Origin of the sequence: Acuticoccus sp. MNP-M23 (assembly GCF_031195445.1) — a bacterium.
Taxonomy (GTDB): domain Bacteria; phylum Pseudomonadota; class Alphaproteobacteria; order Rhizobiales; family Amorphaceae; genus Acuticoccus.
Genome location: NZ_CP133480.1, coordinates 2555709 through 2577379, shown reverse-complemented (window position 1 = coordinate 2577379; position 21671 = coordinate 2555709). Strand labels below are relative to the sequence as shown.

The window sequence follows — 21671 nt, the reverse complement described above, 5'->3', positions numbered from 1 at the left end:
TCAGGGCGCCAGAATAGGCATTGCATAAAAGCAATATGCGATTAAAGTTTAGGCTGGCATACGTCTTAGGCAGAGCGCTGATTTCCAGCCGTTGCGAGGCCACAGCACCATAGGAGCTGCGTCCCAACCGGTTGTCTATTTCATGGTTGCCAAGAGATCAGGCAGGTCTGCAACGCTGTCGATCACATGCCGTGCACCGGCGGCTGCGAGCTTCTCAGCGGCAACATCGCGCAGCTCGGAAACTGTTTTTGCCGGAAGCGCGGCCAGTTCCGCGTCAGATTTACCCACAAGGTTGCCCGATAGCGTCACGCCGATGCTGATGCAGCCCGCCGCAACCCCTTCCCGGATGCCGACTTCGGTGTCGTCGACCTTGATCACCTGCGACGGCGGATAGACCCCGAGCTCCACCAGATTCTTGTAGATGCCGAGGGGCGCCGGCCGGCCTTCGCTCACCTCGTCGGCGCAGACGCACGCATCCACCGTCAAACCGTGTTTCGCCGCCACCGGAAGCACCTTCGCCATGATCGAGCGGGTGTAGCCGGTGGTGGAGCCGATCTTCATACCCGCAGCACGGAAGCCATCGACGGCCGCCACAGCGCCTTCTATGGGAACCGCGTAGTCGGCGGCGACAGCCTCGTTCAGCGGCAGGAAAACGGCGTAGAGCGCATCGATATCCGCGTCGCGCGGTGCATGGCCGTGCGCGGCCTCGAAGGCGGCGGCAACGCGAGGCAACGCAAAGATTGCGGCAATGTGGTCGCGCTTTGCCGCGCCCATCGGACCGCGCGCCTCGGCAATGGTGATCTCCACGCCAAACTTGCCGAATGCATCGACGAACGCCCCCATCGGCGCACGGGATCCGAAGTCGACCAGCGTGCCCGCCCAGTCGAAGATCACGGCCTTGAATTCGCTCATCACCCTGCCTCTTGTGCGCCGAACAGCCCGGCCAGTGTTTCTTCTGCGATGCCAAACGCGGTGGAGGCGCCGCAGCCGGCCGCAACCACCACCACACGCGTTGCATCGTCCGGCGCCGCACGGTTGAGCCATGCCTTGCCGGAGGGATAGATGCCGATCCACTGCTCGGTGATACGCCGCGGGCCTGTGTTCACCACTGCGTCGAGTTCGCCCAGCATCAGCGTGTCGATGGCCGAGGAGCGGAACGGCTCCGGCGTCGGTGCATATTCGTGGCTGTCGCCGACCACAAGGCTCCCGTCGGCGGACTGCACCGCGATGAGATGCACCCCCATCGCGCGGTGTTCGGCCTGCTCGGCGTCGAGCCTTGCCGCCAGCGCACGGGACGCTTCAAGCTCGGTGTAGCCATGATAGCGCGCCAGGCCAAGATCGGACATGATTGCGGTGCCAAGCGGCACCCGCCGTTCCGGCGCCACCCGCAACATCTGGAGTTTGCACGGCATCGCCGCCATCGCCGCAATCTCGCGGTCGAACAGGGACAAGGCCTCGTTGCCCGGGCACACGATTACGGTTTCGGCCTCAAAAACGCCGGCCGTCGTCTCGATCCGCGGCGCCGCAACCGCCTTCACCTCGGCGCCGAACACGAATTTCACGCCATGCGCTTGGGCAAGCCAGCGCGTGAGCTGGCCGATGGCGGTGCGGCTCTCCACCCGCACTTCCAGCGGCGAATAGAGCGCGGCGGTGACATTGTCCGTCAGCACCGGGCATTTTTCGCGCGCCTCGCCGAGCGTGAGCCGCCGGCAGCCTTCCGCCATATCGGTGTCGAGGAACGCGTCGATCACCGCTTCGGCTTCCGGGCGGCGGGCGGTGACCAGCAGGCCTTCGTGCAAAATGGGAATGGCTGCCTCTGCGGCCACCTCGACCCACACGTCGCGGGCACGGCGGGCGTGGCGCCAGCAATCGCCGGACGCCTGCCCGGTGACTGTGATGAACCCGAAATTGCGGATGGATGCACCGACAGCCGCATGATCGCGCTCGACGACCCGGACGGTACGGCCACGGCGCACGGCAGCCAGCGCATGCGCGAGGCCGACAATGCCGGCGCCGACGATCAGAACATCGGTGGTGTCATTCATGCAGCGGCGCGGGGTCGGGACAGGTCGAGTTCCTCGGCGTGATGGCAGGCAACAAAATGCGCAGGCTCCAGTTCGCGCCACGCCGGCACCTCGGTCCGGCACCGCTGCGTGGCGTAGGGGCAGCGTGTGTTGAAGCGGCAGCCGGCCGGCGTGTCCAGAGGGGACGGCACCTCCCCTTCCAGCAAGACCGGATCGTAAGGGGCATCTGGGTCCGGGTTGGGCACGGCCGACAGCAGCGCGTGGGTGTAGGGGTGCCGCGGCGCGAAGAAGAGTTTCTCCGTCGGCGCGTACTCCATGAACTTGCCGACGTAGAGCACCGCAACCCGGTGGGAAATCTGCGCGACCACCGAAAGGTCGTGGGCAATGAAAAGGAACGCCACGCCAAGTTCTTGTTGCAGATCCTTCAGCAGGTTCACGATCTCGGCCTGGATCGAAACGTCCAGCGCCGAAACGCTTTCGTCGCACACCACAAAGTCGGGCTTGGCGACCAGCGCACGGGCAATGCAGATGCGCTGGCGCTGCCCACCGGAAAAGGCGTGCGGAAAGCGCCGCAGGTGCTCGATGTTGAGCTTGCAGCGGGCCGCGATCTCGCGCACCCGCGCGTCAATTTCGGCGCGTTTGTGCATGATCCCGCCTGCCGTCAGCGGTTCGGCGATGATGTCGCGCACCGTCATGCGCGGGTTGAGCGAGGAATACGGGTCCTGGAACACGAGGCTCATGTTGGGCCGGAAGCGCCGTAGCGTTTCACCCGAGAGCGTCGACAGGTCCACCGGGGCAGTCCCCTCCCCGTCCTGCTTGTGAAAGATGATCTGGCCGCCGGTGGGGTCGACGGCACGCAGGATCGCGCGGCCGACCGTCGTCTTGCCCGAGCCGGATTCGCCGACGAGACCCACCGTCTCGCCGCGCCTCACGTCGAAGGTGACGTCGTCCACCGCGCGCACTTCCGCGGTCACGCGCGAAAACAGGCCCGGCATGCGGACCGGGAAGCGGACTTCGAGGTTGCGGACCTCGATCAGCGGGCTTTGTTCAGCGCTCATGCGGCGACCTTGTGGCCGGCGCCCTCGCCATAAAGGTGACAGCGCACCGCGCGGCCGGGTTCGGGATGAAATTCCGGCGGGGCGGTGCGGTCGCAAAGGCCGGGGACGGCCTTGTCGCAGCGGGGATGGAAGGCGCACCCCGTCGGCCGCTGGGAGGGGTTCGGAATGTCTCCGGGCACGGGCTTCATTCGCGCGTCCAGCGCATCCATCCGCGGGATCGCGCCCAGAAGCCCTTGCGTGTACGGATGTTTCGGCGTGCGCAGGACATCGTGCGCGGCGCCGCGCTCCACTATGGTGCCAAGGTACATCACCGCCACATCGTCGGCGACCTGGGCGATCACGCCAAGATCGTGGGTGATGAAAAGCATCGCCATGCCGTGCTTTTCCTGAAGGCTGCGCATCAGCCGCAAGACCTGCGCCTGGATCGTCACGTCGAGCGCGGTGGTCGGCTCGTCGGCAATCAGGAGCCGGGGCTCGGCCGACAGGGCGAGCGCGATCATCGCGCGCTGCCGCATCCCGCCCGACAGCTCGAAGGCATAGGCGTCGATCCGCCCCTCGGGATTGGCGATGCCGACCTCCTTCAGCATCGCGATGGCAGCGGCGCGGGCGTCCTTGCGGGAAAGGCCGCGGTGGAGGCGGATGGTTTCCACCATCTGCGCGCCGACGGTGTAGACCGGCGAGAAGCTGGCCATCGGCTCCTGAAAGATCATGCCGATCTCACCGCCGCGCAGCTCCCGCATCCGGCGGCTTTTCACCGGAACCTTGGTGATGTCGAGCACCTCGCCATCCTTGGCGCGGTAGCGGATGGCGGTTTCCGCGCCAATCTGTGCCGAGCGCGGCAGAAGCTGCATCAGCGCCTTGGTGGAGACCGACTTGCCGGACCCGGACTCGCCCACAATGCCCAGCGTCCGCCCCTGCCCCACCGAGAACGAAACATCGTCCACGGCCCGCACCGCGCCCTCGTCGGAGCGGAAGGTGATGGAGAGGTTCCTGACGTCGAGCACGTTGTCCATGGCGGCGGCCCTCAGTTGTTTTCGCTGTAGGGGTCGGCGGCGTCGCGCATTCCGTCGCCGATCACGGTGAAGGCGAGCACCGCCACCACCACGAACACCGCTGGAATGAACAGCCATGGCGTCTGTTCCAGAACCCGGACCGACTGCGCCTGCTGGAGAAGCACGCCCCACGACACCTCAGGCGGCCGAAGCCCGAGGCCGACGAAGGAGAGCGCCGTTTCCGACAGGATCATGTACGGAAACGAGATCACCAGATCGACGATGATGAAGCTGGTGAACGAGGGCAGCATGTGCCGCGCGATGATGACCCGCGAGCGGGCCCCGGCGAGGCGGGCGGCGACCACATAGTCCTCATCGCGGATCGACAGGAGCTGCGAGCGGATGCGCCGCGCCAGCGTCGGCCAGCCGAACAGGCCGAGGATCAGCGTCATCGCGAAATAGACCTGCGTCGACGACCATTCCTTCGGCATGGCGGCAGCAAGCCCCATGTAGAGCGGAATGATGGGGATCACGCGGATCACCTCGGTGATGCGCTGGATCACCATGTCGATCGCACCGCCAAAATAGCCGGCGACACCGCCGATGATGAGCGCCAGAACGAACGAGATCATCACGCCCATGATGCCGATGGAGAGGCTCGTCCACGTGGCATAAAGGATGCGGCTGAAGACATCCCGGCCGATGGAATCGGTGCCGAACAGGTGAAGGCTGCCGGGCGCGTCGATCCCGAAAAGGTGCGTCCGCGTCGGGAAGAGGCCGAGCACCTTCACCGGCTCCCCCTCCACCAGAAAGCGGACGTAAAGGCGCGTTTCAGGGTCCGGCACGGCGATGGCGCGGAGGGTCACGGGGTCGCGCTCGGTCTTCACGCCGTGGATGAAGGGGCGAACGGAGCAGCCGTTTTCGTCGCAGAACAGCGGCATCTGCGGCGGGCCGTCGAGATACTGGGTGTCGCGCGTTGTGGGGCCGTAGGGGGCAATCACGCTGGCGAACATTCCGAGGAGCAGCATCGTGAGAAGGATGAATGCACCCGCCATCGCCGCCCGGTGCTTGCGAAAGCGCCACCACACCAGCGTCCACTGGCTGGCCGAATAATAGCGCAGGCGCTTCTTTTCCTCGCGCGCCCGCTGCCGCGCCTCGCCGGGGGTCAGCAGCTCCCCCTCGGGTGCTGCAACCGTTGCGCGGGCGCGGTGGGCCCGCAGCAGAACGAACAGCGTGAGGCCAAGGACGAGCGCCACAAACATCTCAGCCCCCCAGTTTGATGCGCGGGTCGAGGACCGCGAGGAGGATGTCGGAAACGAAGTTCATCACCACGATGATGAAAGTGAGGAGGAGCAGGATCGCGCCCGCCACATACATGTCGAGGTCGAGATAGGCCTTGAGGAGCAGGCCGCCGAGCTCGGTGAGGCCGAGCACGGCCGCGACGATGGGAAGCTCGGAGAAGATGCGGTTGACGTCGAAGCCGATGGTGGAGACCACCGGATTGATCGCGACCCGCGCCGGATACTTGATGAGAAGCCTGCGCTCAGGCACCCCGCGCGCCCTTGCTGCCACCACGGAGAGCTTGTTCAGCTCGTCCGACATTGTCGCCCGCACAGTCTGCAACTGGTAGGCGACCGCGGACCAGGCGAGGACGAACGCCGGCAGCCACAGGTGCGTGATGAGGTTCCACAGCTTGGCGAGCGACCAGGGCGCCCGCTCGTATTCGCGCGAGAACAGACCGCCGATGTCGGCCCCGAACCAGCGGTTGGCGAAGTAGAGAAGGACCAGCGCCAGCAAGAAGTTGGGCAGCGCAAGGCCGAGGTACGAGAAGATCGTGAGCCCGTAATCTGCCGCCGAGCCGCGTTTTACGGCAGCGTAGATGCCGACCGGGATCGACACCGCGTAGGTGATGAACAGCGTCATTCCGACCAGCATCAGGGTCAGCCAGATCTTGTCGCCAATCACGTTGGTGACGGAGGTTTCGAACGCGAACGCCTGCCCGAAATCGCCTTCGAGGACGATGCCGCCGATCCAGTTGAGGTAGCGCTCGGGCGCCGAGACATCGAGCCCCAAATCAACGCGGATCGCCTGCACGTCCGCCGCGGTGACGTTGACGCCGGTGCCGGAATATTTGCGGAAGGCGTAGCGGTCGGCGTAGTCGCCCGGCGGCAGCTCCATGATGACGAACACCATCATCGAGACGAGCACCATCGTCACCACCATGCCCAGGAGGCGCTCGATGATGAAGCGGATCATCGGGGCACCGTCATCTCGGCACGCGGGTCAGCGTCAGCTCTGCCACGCCTGCGGTGTCGAACAGGATGAGGCGGTTGTCGTCGAGCTCGATCTCGAAGGCGCCGACCTTTGCCAGAGCGTCCAGAAACGCGCGCTCGGCGTCCATCAGCGGCGCCGGGCAGGCGCGGCGGGTCAGGCGCGGGTTGCCGATGCTCATCTCGTGGCCGTCGACGCGGATGCCGGTGCTGAATGTGTTGCAGCCCGTGCTGCCGCGGACCGTGCCATCCACCGCGAAGGCAAGGGTCTGCTCGGCGGCGGCGGGGTTACCCTCGATGGTCACGACGCGGAATGTCTCGTCGATGAGATAGCCCACCGAGTGGGCGGCGACGCAGGTGGCCGCGAACGCAACGATGGCCGCGCCGAAAAGAGTGGCCGAAAGCGTCAAGGCGCCGTGGTGCATGGGACCCCTTCCCCCTCGGGCCGGTCGTTTATGAAGGCAACCGGTTTGCCACGGCTGCACAGCAAGTTTGCGGCCAGATCGGCCGGCAATCTGCAACAAGGGTGCGGCGGCCGCAGAGACCGCCGCACCTGTCAGTGTTGCCGTCGCCTACTTGGCGTCAGACAGGAACCACTGCTGCGGACGGTAGGGGTACGCCCAGTAGTAGTCGTAGGTCTTCGCCAGCAACGGCTTCACGTTCTTGAGGTCGTTGGAGTGCATGAACGGCCCGACGATATCGCCCACGGTGCCGATCTTCAGGAGGTTGTCGACGTGGATGTCGACGATCTTCGCACCGATCTCGCTGGACTCAGGCGACCCGAGCGGCTTCTGCACGAACTCGGCGGAAAGCTCGTAAAGCTCCTTCACCCACTCCGGCGGCTCGGTGCCTTCCGTGCCACCCGACGTCTTCCACGCTGCCCAGGCAAAGCCGTTGCCGGGGTTGAAGAAGTCGCCGAACGGCGGGACGAGGCCCATGGGGTTCTGCGCAATGGTCGGCCCGACCGAACGGTCGTACTTCCAGACCGTGAGGTCGAGGTCGTTGTTGTTGGCGGCGGTGCGGTACTCGTCCGACGTCACTTCGCGCAGGTCCACGCGGATGCCGACATTGCCCCAGTAGTCGCGCACCAGCTCGTGCATCTGCACAGGCGCGCCCTGGTTGGAGTAGGCCATGCGCAGGACCATCGGCTTGCCGTCCGGCCGCTCGCGCACGCCGTCGCCATCGCTGTCCGTCAGGCCCATCTCGTCGAGAAGGGCGTTGGCCTTGTCGGGGTCATACTCGGTGAAGGCGTTGAGGTTTTCCTCGGTGACGAAGTCCACCGTCTTCGGCTCCGCCGGCACGCCCTGCATCGGCTTGCCCTGGCCCAGATAGACGATCTCGTTGATCTCGTCGCGGTTCATCGCAACCGACATTGCCTGGTTGAAGCGCTTGTCGTTGAAGACCTCGGCCAGCACCGGGTCCTTGTGGGTGCGGTTGAACGAGTAGAACACGTTCTCGCCGAAGGTGGGCGCAAACGCGATCGTGTAGTCGCCCTTGCCCTCGTTCTCCTTCAGGAGCGGGAAGTCTTCCAGGAACAGACCCTGCTGCTTCCAGTTGATGTCGCCATTCATGATGGCGAGGTTCTGGACTTCCTTTTCGGGCGCGTAACGCTCGTCGATCCGGTCGATGTAGGGGAGCTGGTTGCCCTGGGTGTCGACCATGAAGAAGTAGGGGTTGGCGACCATGCGCCGGCCGTCCGAGCTGTCGGCGATGACGATGTGGCTCTCTAGCGTCGGCGTGACTGCGCGGCCGGTCGCCTTCGCCTTGTCGGCGTCCTTCAGGAGCGGGGTCGGAACGTCCTTCCAGTCCGAACCGCCATAGTACCAGTTGAGCGCCTCGGCGGTGTCGGCGAAGCCGGCTTCCTCAAGGGCAGCCTCATAGTCCGGGTTGAACTTCTCCATGAACTTGCCGAGGAGATGCTTGGGCTGGAACGGCTGGCTGAAGTCCACCGCAAAGCGGGCAAGGAGGCCGGGACCGGGCACGGGGAGCGTGAACGTCACCGTCTGGTCGTCGACGACGGTCACCTTCATCGGCTCGCCCTGGAAGAGCCAGCGGTCGGGCGTCGTCTCGTAGACGTCCTTGTTGAAGATGATGTCGTCGTACCAGAACGCGATGTCCTGCGCGGTGAAGGGCTCGCCGTCGGACCACTTGTGGCCCTTGCGCAGGTGGAAGGTCAGCTCGGTGCCATCGTCGTTGACCTCGAACGCCCTGGCGACGTTGGGCACCAGGGTCTGCAGGTCGTCCGAATAGCGCACGAGGTTGACGTGGCGGACCGAAAGAAGGTCCGACGTGCCGGACTCGGTCGCCTTCGACATGCCGCGCAGCGTGCCGCCATAGGTGCCGATGGCATCGTAGGGCGCGACCACGAGGGGCTCTTCGGGCAGGCGCTCTGCCAGCGGCGGCAGGTCTGCGTTGCCGAGGATCTCGCCGTTGAGCGCGGCGATGTCCGGGTTGGCGGCGAAGGTCAGCTCGCAGCCGGCCTTGTCCTCGAACTCCTGAAGCTCGAATTGCTGCGGATAGTCCGGCGTGAGGCCGTTCATGTCCGCCACGGTGACGGGAGGACACGCCGCGAAGGCGGTGGCCGAGAGCGCAAGGCTCGCGACGCTGGATAGCAAGACGGTTCGGATGGTATTCAAGTTTTCTGCTCCAGACGAGAGTCGGATTCTAATGCCACTTCGGCCGTCTTATCACGACCTTGTTTGACAAACTCATGACGGTCGGTCGCTGCAAGCAATGACCGGGCCGCTTCACTCGAAGGGCTATGAAATATTGCGTCCGCGGACGCATGTTCCACCACCCTGCCCTGTTCCATGACCACGATATAGTCTGCGAGGGTCCGCACAAGCGAAAGGTCATGGGCAATGAAGATCAGCGCTATATTCTGGCGCCGCGTCAGATCGTCGAGAAGGCGGATAATGTCGGCCCGCAGCGCCGCGTCGAGCGCAGACACCGCCTCATCGGCAATGAGAACGCGCGGCTCGGCAATCAGCGCGCGGGCAATGGCAATTCGCTGACGCTGCCCGCCTGAAAAGGCGTGGGGCCGGCGCTCCAGCGCATCCGGCAGGCCAACGCGGCGCAAAATGGCTTCCGCTCGCGCCCGCTTTTCGGCTGCCCGCAGCGGCAGGCGGTGGAGCGGTTCGGTGACGATGCGGGCAACCGTGTGGCGCGGATTGAAGCTGGTGGCCGGGTCCTGAAACACCATCGAGACGGCACGGCGAATTGAAGGCGCGCCCGGCGGCACGGGCTCGCCGTCCAGCATGATGGTGCCTTCCGCGGACAACAGGCCAAGGATTGCCCGCATCAGCGAAGTCTTGCCGGAGCCCGAGCGGCCGACAACGGCAAGCCGCTTGCCGCCGGCCACATCGAGCGCGGCGTCATCCACCACAACACGGCCGCCGCGCCGCACGGTCATGCCCGTGGCCGAGAGCACCGTGGTTCCCGAACCAGCGTCGCGCGGTGGCAGGACGATCCGGTTGCCGGCGGCAATGGCTTGGGCGGGCGCCGTGCGCGGGGTTGTCACCACCGCGGCCCCGCCCTCTTCGACAATTTTCCCGCCGTCCATCACCGCGATGCGGCTGGCGCGGCGGGCGACATTGGTGTCGTGGGTGATCAGCACAAGGGCCGCCCCGGCGTCCCCGGTCAACGCGAACAGAAGGTCCAGCACCTGGGCGGCGGCGACCGTGTCGAGCGCGCTTGTGGGCTCGTCCGCCACCACCACGCGCGGCGACAGCGCCAGCGCAATGGCAACCGCAACCCGCTGACGCTGCCCGCCGGACAATTCGTGCGGATAACGCGCCGGGCCGACCCCCGCCGCCGCAAGCCCCGTGCGGTCCAGAAGGTCCGCCACCCGCGCCGACCGTTCGGCGCTGGTGAGGCTGGTGTGAATACGCAGGGGTTCGGCAATCTGCGCACCGATCCGCATGACCGGATTTAGCGCGGTGGCAGGCTCCTGAAACACCATGGCAAGGGCCTGTCCGCGCAACGCAGTGCGCGCCTTCTCTCCCATGGCAAGAAGGTCCGCCCCCTCGAACAGCACCTTGCCGCCATAGCGGATACCGCGCGGCGGAAGGCCGATAATCGCCCGCCCCGTCAACGACTTGCCGGAGCCGGAGGCCCCCAGCATCGCAAAGGTCTCGCCCTCCCGGAGAGAAAACGAGACGCCGCCCACCAGCGCAGGCCCGCCGGCATGGGCGGTGAGGCTTTCCACCCGCAAGATTTCAGGCACGCTCATCGGCGCGCCGCCTGCGGGTCGAGCCGGGCCCTGAGGGTTTCGCCGAACGACGTGATCGCGAACACCGAAACGGCAATGGCAAGCCCGGGCCAGATCGCCAGTTGCGGGGCAAGCGCCACCAGCGTTTGCGCTTCGGCCAGCATCCGGCCCCAGGAGACTGTCGGCGCCTGCGCGCCGAGGCCGACGTAGCTGAGGCTGGCTTCTGCCAGGATCGCCACCGCCAGCTGGGTGGCGCACTGGGTGAGGATGATCGGCGCGACATTGGGCGCCACGTGCTCCAGCGCTATCCGCGCCTCGGACTTGCCGGCAAGGCGCGCGGCATCGGCAAAATCGCGCGTGAAGAGCGGCCGCGCGCTGGCAGCCGTCAGCCGGGCGAACACGGGAATGTTGAAAACTCCAATCGCGATGATCGCCCCGAACACGCCGGGACCGAACGCAGTTGCAAGAATAACGGCAATGATCAGCGCTGGAAATGCGAACACAAGGTCGCTGAACCGCATGATGGCAGCGTCCAGAACACCGCCGGCTGCTGCCGCCAGAAGCCCGAGCGCCGCCCCGACCGAAACGCCGATTGCAATGGATGCGGCCGCCACCCCGAGCGACGTTTTCGCCCCGGCCAGCAGCATGGACAGCACGTCCCTGCCATATTGATCGGTCCCGAGCGGGAAGCGTGCCGAAGCCGCGGCGAAGCGGTTGGCAATGTCCACTCCGTCCACCGGATGCGGCGTCCAGAACGCGGCCACCAATGCGGCAATCGCAAACAGCGCGAGCACGGAACCGGACATGGAGCCCTTCAAGACGCCCACCTCACGCAAACAGACCGTCAGCGTTCGTGCGCCTCCTGGGGTCGCACCAGGCGGCGAGCGCGTCGCACAGCGCGTTGACCAGCACGACCGCAGCCACCACCACAAGCACCACCCCTTGCACCACCGGCACATCGCGCTGCGCGACCGCCTGGAAGAGAAGACGCCCCAGCCCCGGCAGCGAAAACACCGTTTCGATCACGATAGCGCCGGCAGCCAGAAAGCCGAACTGGAGGCCGATGATGGTGAGTATCGGCGCCCATGCATTGCGAAGTGCGTGGCGGCGAACCGCCTTTGCGTGCGACAGACCCTTGGCCCGCGCGAGCGCCACATAGTCCTGATCCATCGCCTCCACCACCGCAGCGCGCACGATGCGAGTGAGGATCGCAGCTTGCGGCGCCGCCAACGCAATTGCCGGAAGGCAAAGCGCCGTCAGCGCCGGGCCGGGCCCATTGTCCCATCCCGGAAAGCCCCCCGCCGGCGCCACCCCGAGGACAATCGCGAACACCACAATCAGCATCAGGCCCAGCCAGATGTTGGGAATGGACAGGCCGATCTGGGCGCCCGCTCCCACCACACGATCCCGCCAGTTGCCGCGGTTCGTTGCGGCCCACACCCCGGCCGGGAGCGATATTGCCACCGAAATCAGCACCGCAATCAGCGCGAGGGGGACCGAAACCGCCGCCCGCTCGGCAATGAGCGCGGCCACCGGCACATCGTAGGTGGCGCTGCGGCCAAGATCGCCGGTCAACACACCGCCGGCGAAGGCAAAGAATTGCACCGCAAGCGGCCGGTCGAGCCCCATTTCGGCCCGAAGCGCGGCAAGTGCTTCGGGCGATGCGTTGATTCCCAGAAGCACTGCCGCCGGATCGCCCGGCAGCACCTGCATCGCCAGAAAGATCAGAAGACTGGCCGCAAACAGCGTGGCGACCAGCCACAAAAGACGGCTGAACGCAAAAAGCACGGGGCTACTGATGCCAGGAAACATCCGAAAGATCGTTGGCCTGGATCGGAGAATTGGCCCAGAGACCCTCGATTCTGGCGTCCCAGACACCGACCTTCGGCAGCTGGAACAGGAATGCGTTGACGGCATCGTCGGCAATAAGCTGCTGCGCTTCCTGCAAAAGCGCCGTCCGGGCGCTTTCGTCGCTCTCGCTGGCAAGCGCGTCGATCACCGCGTTGAAGCGGGCGTTCTCGACGTGGAAATAATAGTCCGGCCGGGCGTAGATGTTGATGTCCTGCGGTTCGGTGTGGGCGACGACGGTGAGGTCGAAATCCTTTCCCTTGAACACCTTCGACAGCCATTCGGCCCACTCCACGGGACGGATCGAAGCGTCAATCCCGACCGCACGCAGCTCGGCGGCAATGATCTCGCCTGAGCGGCGGGCATAGGACGTCGGCGGCAGAACCAGTTCGACCGCAAGATCGGTCGCCCCCGCCTCGGCCAGCAAAGCCTTCGCTTTTTCAGGGTCGTAGGGATTGACGCCGGTGAGATCGACATAGGCCGGATCGTGCGGCGGCATGTGCGATCCGATCGGCGTGGCGGTGCCGTACATGGCGCCATCCACCAGCGCCTGGCGGTCGATGGCAGCGGCGATGGCGCGGCGGACGCGCACATCGTCAAACGGCGGCCGGGCTGCGTTGATGGCGAGGATGGTTTCGCCTTCCGTCGTTCCGATCTTCACGGTGAATTTCGGGTTCGTCTCCAGAACCGGCAGCGATTCCGGTGAGCCGAAAATGGGAAAGGCGTGCACGTCACCGGCCAGAAGCGCGGCAAGGGCGACGGTCGCATCGGTGACGAAGGCGAATTCGGCCCGTTTCAGATGAGCCGGCGGGCCCCAGTAGCCGTCATTTCGAGTCAGGACAACGCGGTCGCCCCGGCGCCAGCGGTCAAATTGGAACGGGCCAGTGCCAACGGGAGTCTGCTTGTTGGTGTCCGCGCTGTCTGGATGAACCATCACCGCATCGCCCCACCCCAGCGCGTAGGGCAAATTCGCGTCCGGACGGGACAAGGTCAGCGTCAGCGACGTGGGGGAATCGGCCGTGACGTCGCTGATTGCGGCGAAAAGCTGGGGCTGCGCGTTCTCCGCGCCCTCTGCCCGCGCCCGGTCCAGCGCGAATTTCGCGACGGACGCGTCGAACGGCTTGCCGTCGTGGAAGGTGACGCCTTCGCGCAATCCGAATGTGACGGACTTTCCGTCCGGCGCGACGGTCCACCCGGTGGCAAGGGCCGGTGCGACGGTGCCGTCGCTGGTGATCCGCGTCAGCCCTTCGAACACGTTGGCGTAGAGAATTTCGTCGATGGCGGCCGCGGCGCCGGCGGTCGGGTCAAGGTGCGGCGGTTCGAGCCCCATGCCGATGACAATGCGGCCCGTTTCCGGTTGCGACCAGGCCGGAGCGGCCAGTGCGAGGGCGAACGGCAGCGCAAGGGCCGCCAACAGAACCGGACGTTTCATTCAAAGCTCCCAATTGCACCCTTTTTGGCCGGTGCCGGGGGAGTGACGCCGCAAACGGCCGCAATTTCAAGCCCCGCGAGGCTGATGAACGCAAAAATGCGCCACTTCGGGCGCGTTTTTGATCATTGGGTGCTGCACAAAAGAAAAGCCCGGCGGAATGAACCGCCGGGCTTTCCCCATCCGAGAGAGTGGATGGATCTTAGAAGTCGCGCTGCAGGCGGATGTAGGTGCCGAGGCCCTGGCCGTCCTGCGAGTTGGTCACGTCAGCGTAGCGGTATTCAACACCGGCTGCGATCAGGAAGCCGGACACCGGGGTGTAGGCAAGCTGTGCGTTGACGTTGAAGTCGTTGACTTCGCGGATGGTGTTGTCGTTCTGGAGGTTAACCCAGCCACCAGCCAGCGTACCGGCGACGGTCGGCGTGAAGGCGGAGGTCAGCGAAGCGCCGATGACGAGAGCTTCAGTCTTCTCGAAGTCGTTGCCATTGACGTTACCATTCTGGCGGACGCCCGTGCCGCGGTAGATACCGTCGGTGAAGAGCAGGTTGCCACGACCGCCGAAGCTGGCGTTGGTAGCACCACCGGAGAGGTAGCGCGTTGCACCCTGGCCGTAACCAGCGCCGATTGCGAACGAAGTAGCAGCACCGAAGGGCACGTTCACAGAGACGTTACCAGCAACCGCCCAGCCGAGCTCCTGCGTGGAGTCGATGAAGGTGGAACCAGCCGGGCCGTTGATCCGACGAGCGACGTCGAGCATGCGCAGGACACCGGAGAGCGAAGCGGAGCCCCAGCCCTGGTCAACCGCGAGGGTTGCGACCAGATCGGGAACCTTTGCACCAGCGTAGTGACCGGACAGCGACTGGCGGGGGCCAACACCGTTACCACCAGCGAAGAAGGTGGTGATGTTGCCGATGCCAGGGCGGCGGCGGGTCGTGTCTTCGATAGCAACCGCTGCGGAGAGACCATTGCCGAACTGAGCAATGTAAGCTGCCTGCAGGATGTTGGGGTTGTCACCAGCCGTGTCGAGGATGACTTCCGGGCCGCCAACAACGGAGACGAAGTTGGAAGCGTTACGACCAACGAGCAGGCCGCCGAGCTGGATGAAGCCCTGGTCGAGCAGCACGTTGTCGGTCGGGGTGCCGTCGATGCCCACGCCGCTGTCGCGGTTCATCTGCAGGTTCACGAAGGTGCGGAGCTGACCGAATTCAGTTTCGGTGAAGTGGTCCAGGGAGATCTGGCCACGTGCCTTCCACTGATAACCGGTGTCAGCGATATCGTCGTAACCGCGGTTCGCAAGGACAACACCGTTGTTGTCAAGGTCGAAGCGGTTGGTGAAGTCCACACGGACACGACCGCGGATGCGGAGGCAGCCTTCGGTGCCGGGGACGAAGAAGAAGCCGTCGCCGTAAGCGGAGCAGATCTGCACGTAGTCAACAGGCTCGACAACGACCGGAAGGTCTGCTGCCTGCGCCCCGGTCACCGCGAGAGCACCCGCAGCTGCACCGAGGACAAGACGTTTAATGTTCATGTCTCGATCTCCAAAGAGGTTCATTGTTTAGATCCTTTGACTTTCATTCCGGCGGTGACCATCGGGCCGAAAGTCGCCGGATCTTACTCGATTTGTAGGAAGCTGCTGCGCCCGTCCAAACCCGCGACCGGTTCGTTCCCCCGTCGCCCAGTGACATTGCGCATCAGGACCCCCGGCAGCAACGGAAAGCGTGAGGTTGAAAGTCCCTACCCCCCTCACATCGCTCGGCTTGTTGCATGGACAACACAAAATTGGCTCTGACCGGGCGAATTCTGGGTGTGACGGCAAGGATGGATTAACGATTTGGCCGTTGGGAGGCCTCTGCGCCGCCAGCGATCGCCGGCGGCGCGCCGAATCTGCTTGCTACCAGCTCGTCGCAAAAAGCACTGGAAATTCAGCGAGTTGCGCTTCCGCATCGGCAGAATCGGCAATTTCGGCACCGGTGAATCGCGCGGTCAACGGCCGATTCAGCCGCTCAAGACCCAGTTTTGGCCGCGCAAGCGCAATCCCTTTGCCCAAAAGACGGGACAGGGGCCGCACCGGCACCACCGCAAGCGCCAGATCGCGACCATCGTCACGCACGAAGGCGCGATAGGCAGCGTCGGCAACGGGAATCTCTTCCACCGCGCTTTTGGCAAAAAATTCGAGCCGGGCGTTTCTGGCAGCCAGCCCTTCTGTGAGGACGCGGGCTTTTGCAGCGCCGGAGCGCCAGTCCGCCAGCAACGCTTCCGGCGTCATCGCCGCGGCTTGTTCTGAAAGGGCAGCTTCGGCGGCAAAGTCCACCGGGCGCCGGTTGTCCGGATCGACCATGGAGAAATCCCAGCCGAAGGTGCCCTGGTAGATATCGGGTGCCGGCCGGCCGAAGGTTTTCAACAGCGCCTGGCCCAGACCGATCACGGCGCCGGCGCGGTGGACGTCGTCGAAGGCTTCAAGGCGATGGGTCTCGCGCGCCATCCGTTCCGCAGCGTCGGCAATGCTGGCCTCGAACGCAGCATCCTGCGCAGTCCAGCTCGTCTCTTCCTTGGCTTCGCGGACGGTCTTGATCGCCGCCTCGCGGAAACGGTCCACGAAATCCGGATCGGACCCGAGCGGCGCCGATGCAAACAGCATCTGGCCCAGCGCCCATTTCAGCCGGTCCGCAATGTCGCCGGGCAATGTCGGCCAGAAGGCGGCGAACCGTTCGGCGGCCGCCGGCTCGGTGAGGGCATAAAGGCGGGCGCGGGCATCTTCGCCGCGTTTGGTGTCATGGGTCTGCGTGGCCGCAAGACCGCTCTCGGCCGCAACGGTGAGGAATGGCGCCGTGCCGAATGCCGGGGTGGCGCTGCCGCCCACTTCGTTCAGGCCCAGATGGCGGTGGTGGCGGTAGAAGAGCGTGTCTTCCACAGCCTTGGCCATCAACGGTCCGCTGGTCTGCTGAAAACGCACGGTGAACTGGCGCTGGCTTTCGTGCGGCGACGGCGCGGCCAGAAGCGACGCGAGATCACCGAGGATCGCATCATCCTCCAGACCGTCGGACCGGGCGGCTTCCACCGCGTGGGCCAGGACCGTGCGGTCCGCCTCCGAGGCCGCGGCTTCCGTCACATAGGTGCGGTAGACCGGCATGCCGGCCAGAAGCGCGGACAGGCCCTCGCGCACGGTGAACGGGCCATGATCCCGCTTGACCGTGTCTGCCTTGAAGAGGGTGAGCGCAAGATCGGTCAGCCGCAGTAGTTCGCCAGCAAGGTTGCGGTTGATGATCTCGTGTTTGGCCGCGCGGGTCAGCGCCGCAATGTCATCGCTGGCCAGGGCCCCGTAGCGGGCGGAAAGGCTGTCGATGCCGTCGGGATCGCAAAAGAGCGACGCCATGGCGGCAATGAACTCGTAGCCCGTGGTGCCGAGAACCGGCCATTGCGGCAGCTTTTCGCCGGGCTCCAGGATTTTTTCCACCAGGATCGGTACGCCCGCCGCTTCGGCAAGCTGCTCGAGGTAGCCGGCGGGGTCGGCCAGCCCGTCCACATGGTCGACGCGCAGGGCATGAACCTTGCCGTCAGCCACCAGCTTCAGCGTCAGCGCATGAACATCGGCAAACACCGCAGGGTCCTCGACGCGAACACCCACAAGCCCGGTGATCTCGAAGAAGCGGCGATAGGACAGCCCGTCCCGGCCGATGCGCCAGTGCGCCAGCCGGTAATTCTGCGCTTCGTGGCAGGTGTGGACATCGTCGATGGCTTCGGTGCCGGGCGCCAGCGGCAGGTCGCTGCCCGGAATGCGCAGGACGCGGCCCCATTGCGGATGCTCGGCGAACACGATGTCGCCATCGGCCAGTGCAGTCCCGTAAGGCTTGCCTAGAAGCGGCAGGATCAGCTTGGGCGCCGTCCAGTCAATATCGAAATGGTTGGCGTGGGCGGAAGCCGCGCCATTCGTCAGCACATCGCGCCACCAGCCATTGTCTGACGAGGCCGCCATGTGATTGGGCACAATGTCGAGGAGGATTTTGATCCCCTCAGCCGCCATGGCAGCTGACATGCGGTCGAACGCTTCGGCGCCGCCCAGAACGGGATCCAGCACATTGTGGTCGGCCACGTCGTAGCCGTGGGTGGAGCCGGACGCCGCCTCGAAGATGGGCGAGGCATAAAGGTGGCTGATGCCGGCGCGGGCCAGCTGCGGTGCGAGCCGGGCGGCATCGTCGAACCCGATGCCTTCGCGGAACTGGATACGATATGTGGCGCCGATCATCGGGTGCGATTCATCGTGTGCGGACCTTGGCCATGGCGTTGAAGACGCGGGCGAGACGCGCCGATTGCGCGATCGCCGCAACGTCGAGGGGAAGGGTCTTGCGCCAGTTGGGGTGTTCGCGGTCGGTGCCCGGCAGGTTCACCAGCCGCCGTCCGCCCACAACATCCTCCAGCCGGATGGCGACCATGCGCGAACCGCTGCGAGCGGCGATGCGGTGGATCGCGACGACCAGATCGTCTGTGAGATCCCCTGCAGCGAGGGCTGGCGGCAGGCCGGCAAGGCCAAGCACCAGCGCCTTTTCGGCTTGGCGGTCGCGGGTCGCGCGGGCCATATCGGCGGCGGACAGGCCGCCAAGCTCGCGGCGGATGGCAATGTCGTCGCCACGCCACCAGGCTTCCAGCGGCGCAATGTCGTGGGTGGAAAAACACGCCAGCGAATCGGCGGGGTAGCGGGCCGGTGCCCGCATGGACGTCGCATCCCGCTCGAACGGCACGATGCGCATGGAAAAGATCCGCCGTGCGCCCATCCGCTCGCGAAATCCTTCGGGGACCACGCCAAGGTCTTCGCCGATGGCGATTGCGCTGTGGCGGTGGGTCTCATCCACCAGCACATCGGTCAGTCCGGGAAATTTGACGTAAGCCCCGTCCAGCGCAGAGGCATCGTCCGGAATGAGAAACAGGCGCTCGATGCCCATGGCATGGTCGATGCGCGCAGCACCGGCCGGGCCCATCACCGCGCCCATGACCGCGCGGTAGGGCGCAAAATCGCGTTCTTGCAGGACGGTGGGCGACAGCGGCGCAAGGCCCCAGTCCTGCCCTTCGGACGAGAACAGATCGGGCGGCGCGCCAACCCGTGCACCGCGCATGGCAAGGGCCGGATCGGCCCAGGTGGCCGCCCCGTCGGGCGCGGTGCCGACTGCAAGGTCGAGATAGAGGCCGAGCCGCATCCCGGCGTTTTCGGCAGCCGCCTGCGCCGCGTCCAGCTGGCTGGCCGCCACAAATTGCAGGAAGGTGTGGAACGCCACCTCGTCGGCGTTTGCGGCGCGGAACGCCGCCACCTCCGGGCTGTCGATGTGCCTGTAGGCGGCCGGCCAGGCGGGCCAGCCAGCGCCATGCCCCTTGGCAACCATCGCATGCGACAGCGCCTCGAAAAGCGCAAAGTCGGCCAGCGGCTTGCCGCCTATGGCCCGGTGCGCGGCCGCCGCCTCCCGGTCCGCGTCCGGCACGGAACGCCCGCCAGCCTGCCACACCGCGAAGATCTTGCGCAGGATCGCGAGCTTGGCTGCCGCGGCAGCGGTATAGTCCACCTGCTCGCTGGCGTCTGGAACTTCGATCCCTTCTCGCATGGCCGGGTCGTAGCCGGGCACATTGTCCACGGCCACAATCAGCGGATTGAGGAAACAGCGGTCGGACGGCGAAAAGGGCGACGCCCGCTCCGGCTCAGCGCTGAACAGCGCGTGGAGCGGGTTGAGGCCGATGAAGTCTGCCCCCGCCGCCGCAAATGGCGCGATCAGCGCTTGCAGATCGCCAAGGTCGCCGACACCCAGATTGCGCGGCGAACGCAGCTGGTAGAGCTGAAGCGCAACGCCGAAGATCCGCGCGCTGTCGAGAAATGGCGGAACGTAAGCCTGCCGCGGCTCGGCCGGCTTTTGCGGCGCCGCTTCGCCCAGAAGCGCCACCAGGGCTTCAAGCGTGGCGGCCGGCACGTCCGGCGCGCCGCCCCAGCGCGGTTCGAGCAAAATGCCAGCCGCTTCCGCCCGTGCCTTCAGAGCGGGACCGGCGCTCATCCGTTCACCAGCGTCACCACGCACGAATGCGCAGCCAGATGATTGTTGTCGGAAAGGCTGCCGCGGGCGACGGCGGCGAGCAGGCGGCCATCCGGCCCGGCGCCCTTGTCATCGGCGGTCAGGTTGATGGCCATGGCGAGCGTGCTGCCATCGCCAAGGCGCCAGTTGACCTCGATGACGCCGTCCTCGGCCTGCACGATCTTGCCTGCGTTGGGGCCGATGCCTGCAAGGCGCGGGGCAATCTCGGCCGCACGAACGCCAAGGAGGTGCTTGTAGATCGAATGCCACCCCTCCCCGTGGGGCGTGGCGAGCTTGCCCCAGTCGATCCGCGAGGCATCGAAGGTGGACTTTGCGTTGGGGTCCGGAATGTCGTTGCGGGTGTCGGGGTCGATGAACGCATCGAACTTGGAGAACTCGTTGCGGCGGCCCTTGCGCACCGCGTCCGCCAGTTCGCCGTGAAAGTCGCAGAAGAAGCAGAACGGGTTGGTCTCGCCCCACTCTTCCCCCATCCACAAGAGCGGAATCTGCGGGCCGAGCAACAGGGTCGCGGTCAGCACCAGCACCACGTCGTGCTCCGCCATGTCGATCAGCCGCTCGCCGAAGGCACGGTTGCCCACCTGATCGTGGTTCTGGTTGAAGATCACGAACGCAGTCAGCGGCTGCCCGGTCGAGGGGACGCCGCGCGGCTCGTTGCCATGCATTCGCGACGGCTCACCCTGGAAGATGAAGCCTTCGGCAAGCGCCCTTGCCAGCTTCTTCCAGTGATCCTCAACAAAATCGATGTAGTAGCCTTCGTTATCACCAGTGGCGATCGGGTGGATCACGTTGTGATAATCATCGTTCCACTCGGCGGTGAAGCGCTGGGGCTTGCCGTTCTCGTAGGGATGCAGCGCGATGATGTTGCGCTCGTCTTCGGTGTGGAGGTGGACAGGGCGGTCGAACGTCTCGCGGACCCGCCTTGCCATCGCCATCAGGAGTGGCTCGTCGGACGTGTCGTCGCGCACATGGTCGATGGCGTCGAAACGGAGGCCGTCAAGATTGTATTCGGTGAGCCAGGTGAGCGGGTTCTCGAGGAAGAAGTCGCGCACCGCGCCTTCGCCATAGGCGATGGCAGCGCCCCACGGCGTATGCCGTTCCGGGTCGAAGAATTTCGACGCATACTTGCCGAGATAATTCCCGTCCGGTCCGAAGTGGTTGTAGACGACATCGAGGAACACCATCAGCCCCAGATCATGTGCAGCGTCCACGAATGCCTTGAAGTCGTCCGGCGTTCCGTAGGTGTTGTGCGGCGCATACAGCAGCACGCCGTCATAGCCCCAGCCCCGCGCGCCGCCGAACTGGGCCACCGGCAAGACCTCCACCGCCGTCACCCCGAGGTCCGCCAGATGCGGCAGCTTCTCGATGGCGCTGCGGAAGGTGCCGCCCGGCGTGAACGTGCCGATATGCATCTCGTAAATGACCGTCTCTTCCCACGGGCGGCCCTGCCATGAGGTGTTGCGCCAGGTGTAGGCGCCGGGGTCGACGAGCTTGGACGGACCATGCACATCGCCCATCTGCGCCCGCGCTGCCGGGTCCGGCACCACCGAGCCATCGGGCAGGACGAATGCGTAGGCGCCGCCCACCGGCACCGCGTCGGTGACAAGCTCGAACCAGCCGCCGTCCTGGCGTTCCATCTCGAAATCGCCAGCGTCGGCGCGCAGGATCAGGCGGTCGTCATCGGGCGCCCAGAGACGGAAGCGCGCGCCCCCGTCCGTCAGCGTCGCGCCCCAGGTGGTCTGGAAAATGTGTGCTTGGCTCATGTGATCGCCGGG

At 65.6% G+C, this 21671-nt stretch carries 16 protein-coding genes; all 16 read right to left on the bottom strand.

Annotated elements, in window-relative coordinates:
- Nucleotides 1-135: 135 nt before the first annotated feature.
- Nucleotides 136-912, bottom strand: coding sequence for a phosphonoacetaldehyde hydrolase (gene phnX / locus RDV64_RS11950; RefSeq protein ID WP_309195149.1), 777 nt, complete (start codon nt 910-912; stop codon nt 136-138).
- Nucleotides 912-2045 carry a TIGR03364 family FAD-dependent oxidoreductase gene (locus tag RDV64_RS11945; protein WP_309195148.1) on the bottom strand — a complete coding sequence of 378 codons (1134 nt, stop codon included), beginning with the start codon at nt 2043-2045 and terminating at the stop codon, nt 912-914. Before RDV64_RS11945 ends, phnX begins: the two co-directional genes overlap by 1 nt.
- Nucleotides 2042-3082 (bottom strand): ABC transporter ATP-binding protein, encoded by a 1041-nt coding sequence (locus RDV64_RS11940; protein WP_309195147.1) that lies wholly within the window; start codon nt 3080-3082, stop codon nt 2042-2044. Before RDV64_RS11940 ends, RDV64_RS11945 begins: the two co-directional genes overlap by 4 nt.
- Complete coding sequence (locus RDV64_RS11935) at nt 3079-4095, bottom strand: ABC transporter ATP-binding protein (protein WP_309195146.1); 1017 nt, start codon at nt 4093-4095, stop codon at nt 3079-3081. The genes RDV64_RS11940 and RDV64_RS11935 overlap by 4 nt, the downstream gene beginning before the upstream one ends.
- An 11-nt stretch (nt 4096-4106) precedes the next feature.
- Nucleotides 4107-5330: an ABC transporter permease gene (locus RDV64_RS11930; RefSeq protein WP_309195145.1), complete on the bottom strand. Its 1224-nt coding sequence runs from the start codon at nt 5328-5330 to the stop codon at nt 4107-4109.
- Nucleotides 5331-5337: 7 nt separating this feature from the next.
- A complete protein-coding gene (locus RDV64_RS11925) occupies nt 5338-6330 on the bottom strand; it encodes an ABC transporter permease (RefSeq protein ID WP_309195144.1) in 993 nt (330 codons plus the stop codon).
- A gap of 10 nt (nt 6331-6340) precedes the next feature.
- Entirely contained in the window at nt 6341-6769 is a 429-nt protein-coding gene (locus RDV64_RS11920; RefSeq protein ID WP_309195143.1) for an META domain-containing protein, read from the bottom strand.
- A 147-nt stretch (nt 6770-6916) separates the two neighbouring features.
- Nucleotides 6917-8980 (bottom strand): ABC transporter substrate-binding protein, encoded by a 2064-nt coding sequence (locus tag RDV64_RS11915; protein ID WP_309195142.1) that lies wholly within the window; start codon nt 8978-8980, stop codon nt 6917-6919.
- Nucleotides 8977-10575: an ABC transporter ATP-binding protein gene (gene nikE, locus RDV64_RS11910; RefSeq protein WP_309195140.1), complete on the bottom strand. Its 1599-nt coding sequence runs from the start codon at nt 10573-10575 to the stop codon at nt 8977-8979. The genes RDV64_RS11915 and nikE overlap by 4 nt, the downstream gene beginning before the upstream one ends.
- Nucleotides 10572-11360: an ABC transporter permease gene (locus tag RDV64_RS11905; protein WP_309195139.1), complete on the bottom strand. Its 789-nt coding sequence runs from the start codon at nt 11358-11360 to the stop codon at nt 10572-10574. The genes nikE and RDV64_RS11905 overlap by 4 nt, the downstream gene beginning before the upstream one ends.
- Before the next feature lie 22 nt (nt 11361-11382).
- Nucleotides 11383-12342 (bottom strand): ABC transporter permease, encoded by a 960-nt coding sequence (locus RDV64_RS11900; RefSeq protein WP_309195138.1) that lies wholly within the window; start codon nt 12340-12342, stop codon nt 11383-11385.
- Between the two features lie 4 nt (nt 12343-12346).
- Nucleotides 12347-13834: an ABC transporter substrate-binding protein gene (locus tag RDV64_RS11895; protein ID WP_309195136.1), complete on the bottom strand. Its 1488-nt coding sequence runs from the start codon at nt 13832-13834 to the stop codon at nt 12347-12349.
- A 199-nt stretch (nt 13835-14033) separates the two neighbouring features.
- A complete protein-coding gene (locus tag RDV64_RS11890; protein WP_309195135.1) occupies nt 14034-15359 on the bottom strand; it encodes a porin in 1326 nt (441 codons plus the stop codon).
- A 363-nt stretch (nt 15360-15722) separates the two neighbouring features.
- Nucleotides 15723-18074: a malto-oligosyltrehalose synthase gene (gene treY, locus RDV64_RS11885; protein WP_309195134.1), complete on the bottom strand. Its 2352-nt coding sequence runs from the start codon at nt 18072-18074 to the stop codon at nt 15723-15725.
- A gap of 10 nt (nt 18075-18084) precedes the next feature.
- Nucleotides 18085-19860 (bottom strand): 4-alpha-glucanotransferase, encoded by a 1776-nt coding sequence (gene malQ, locus RDV64_RS11880; protein WP_309195133.1) that lies wholly within the window; start codon nt 19858-19860, stop codon nt 18085-18087.
- The gene (gene treZ / locus RDV64_RS11875) at nt 19857-21659 is read right to left on the bottom strand and encodes a malto-oligosyltrehalose trehalohydrolase (RefSeq protein ID WP_309195132.1); all 1803 of its coding nucleotides are present in this window, start codon (nt 21657-21659) and stop codon (nt 19857-19859) included. Before treZ ends, malQ begins: the two co-directional genes overlap by 4 nt.
- Nucleotides 21660-21671: the final 12 nt, after the last annotated feature.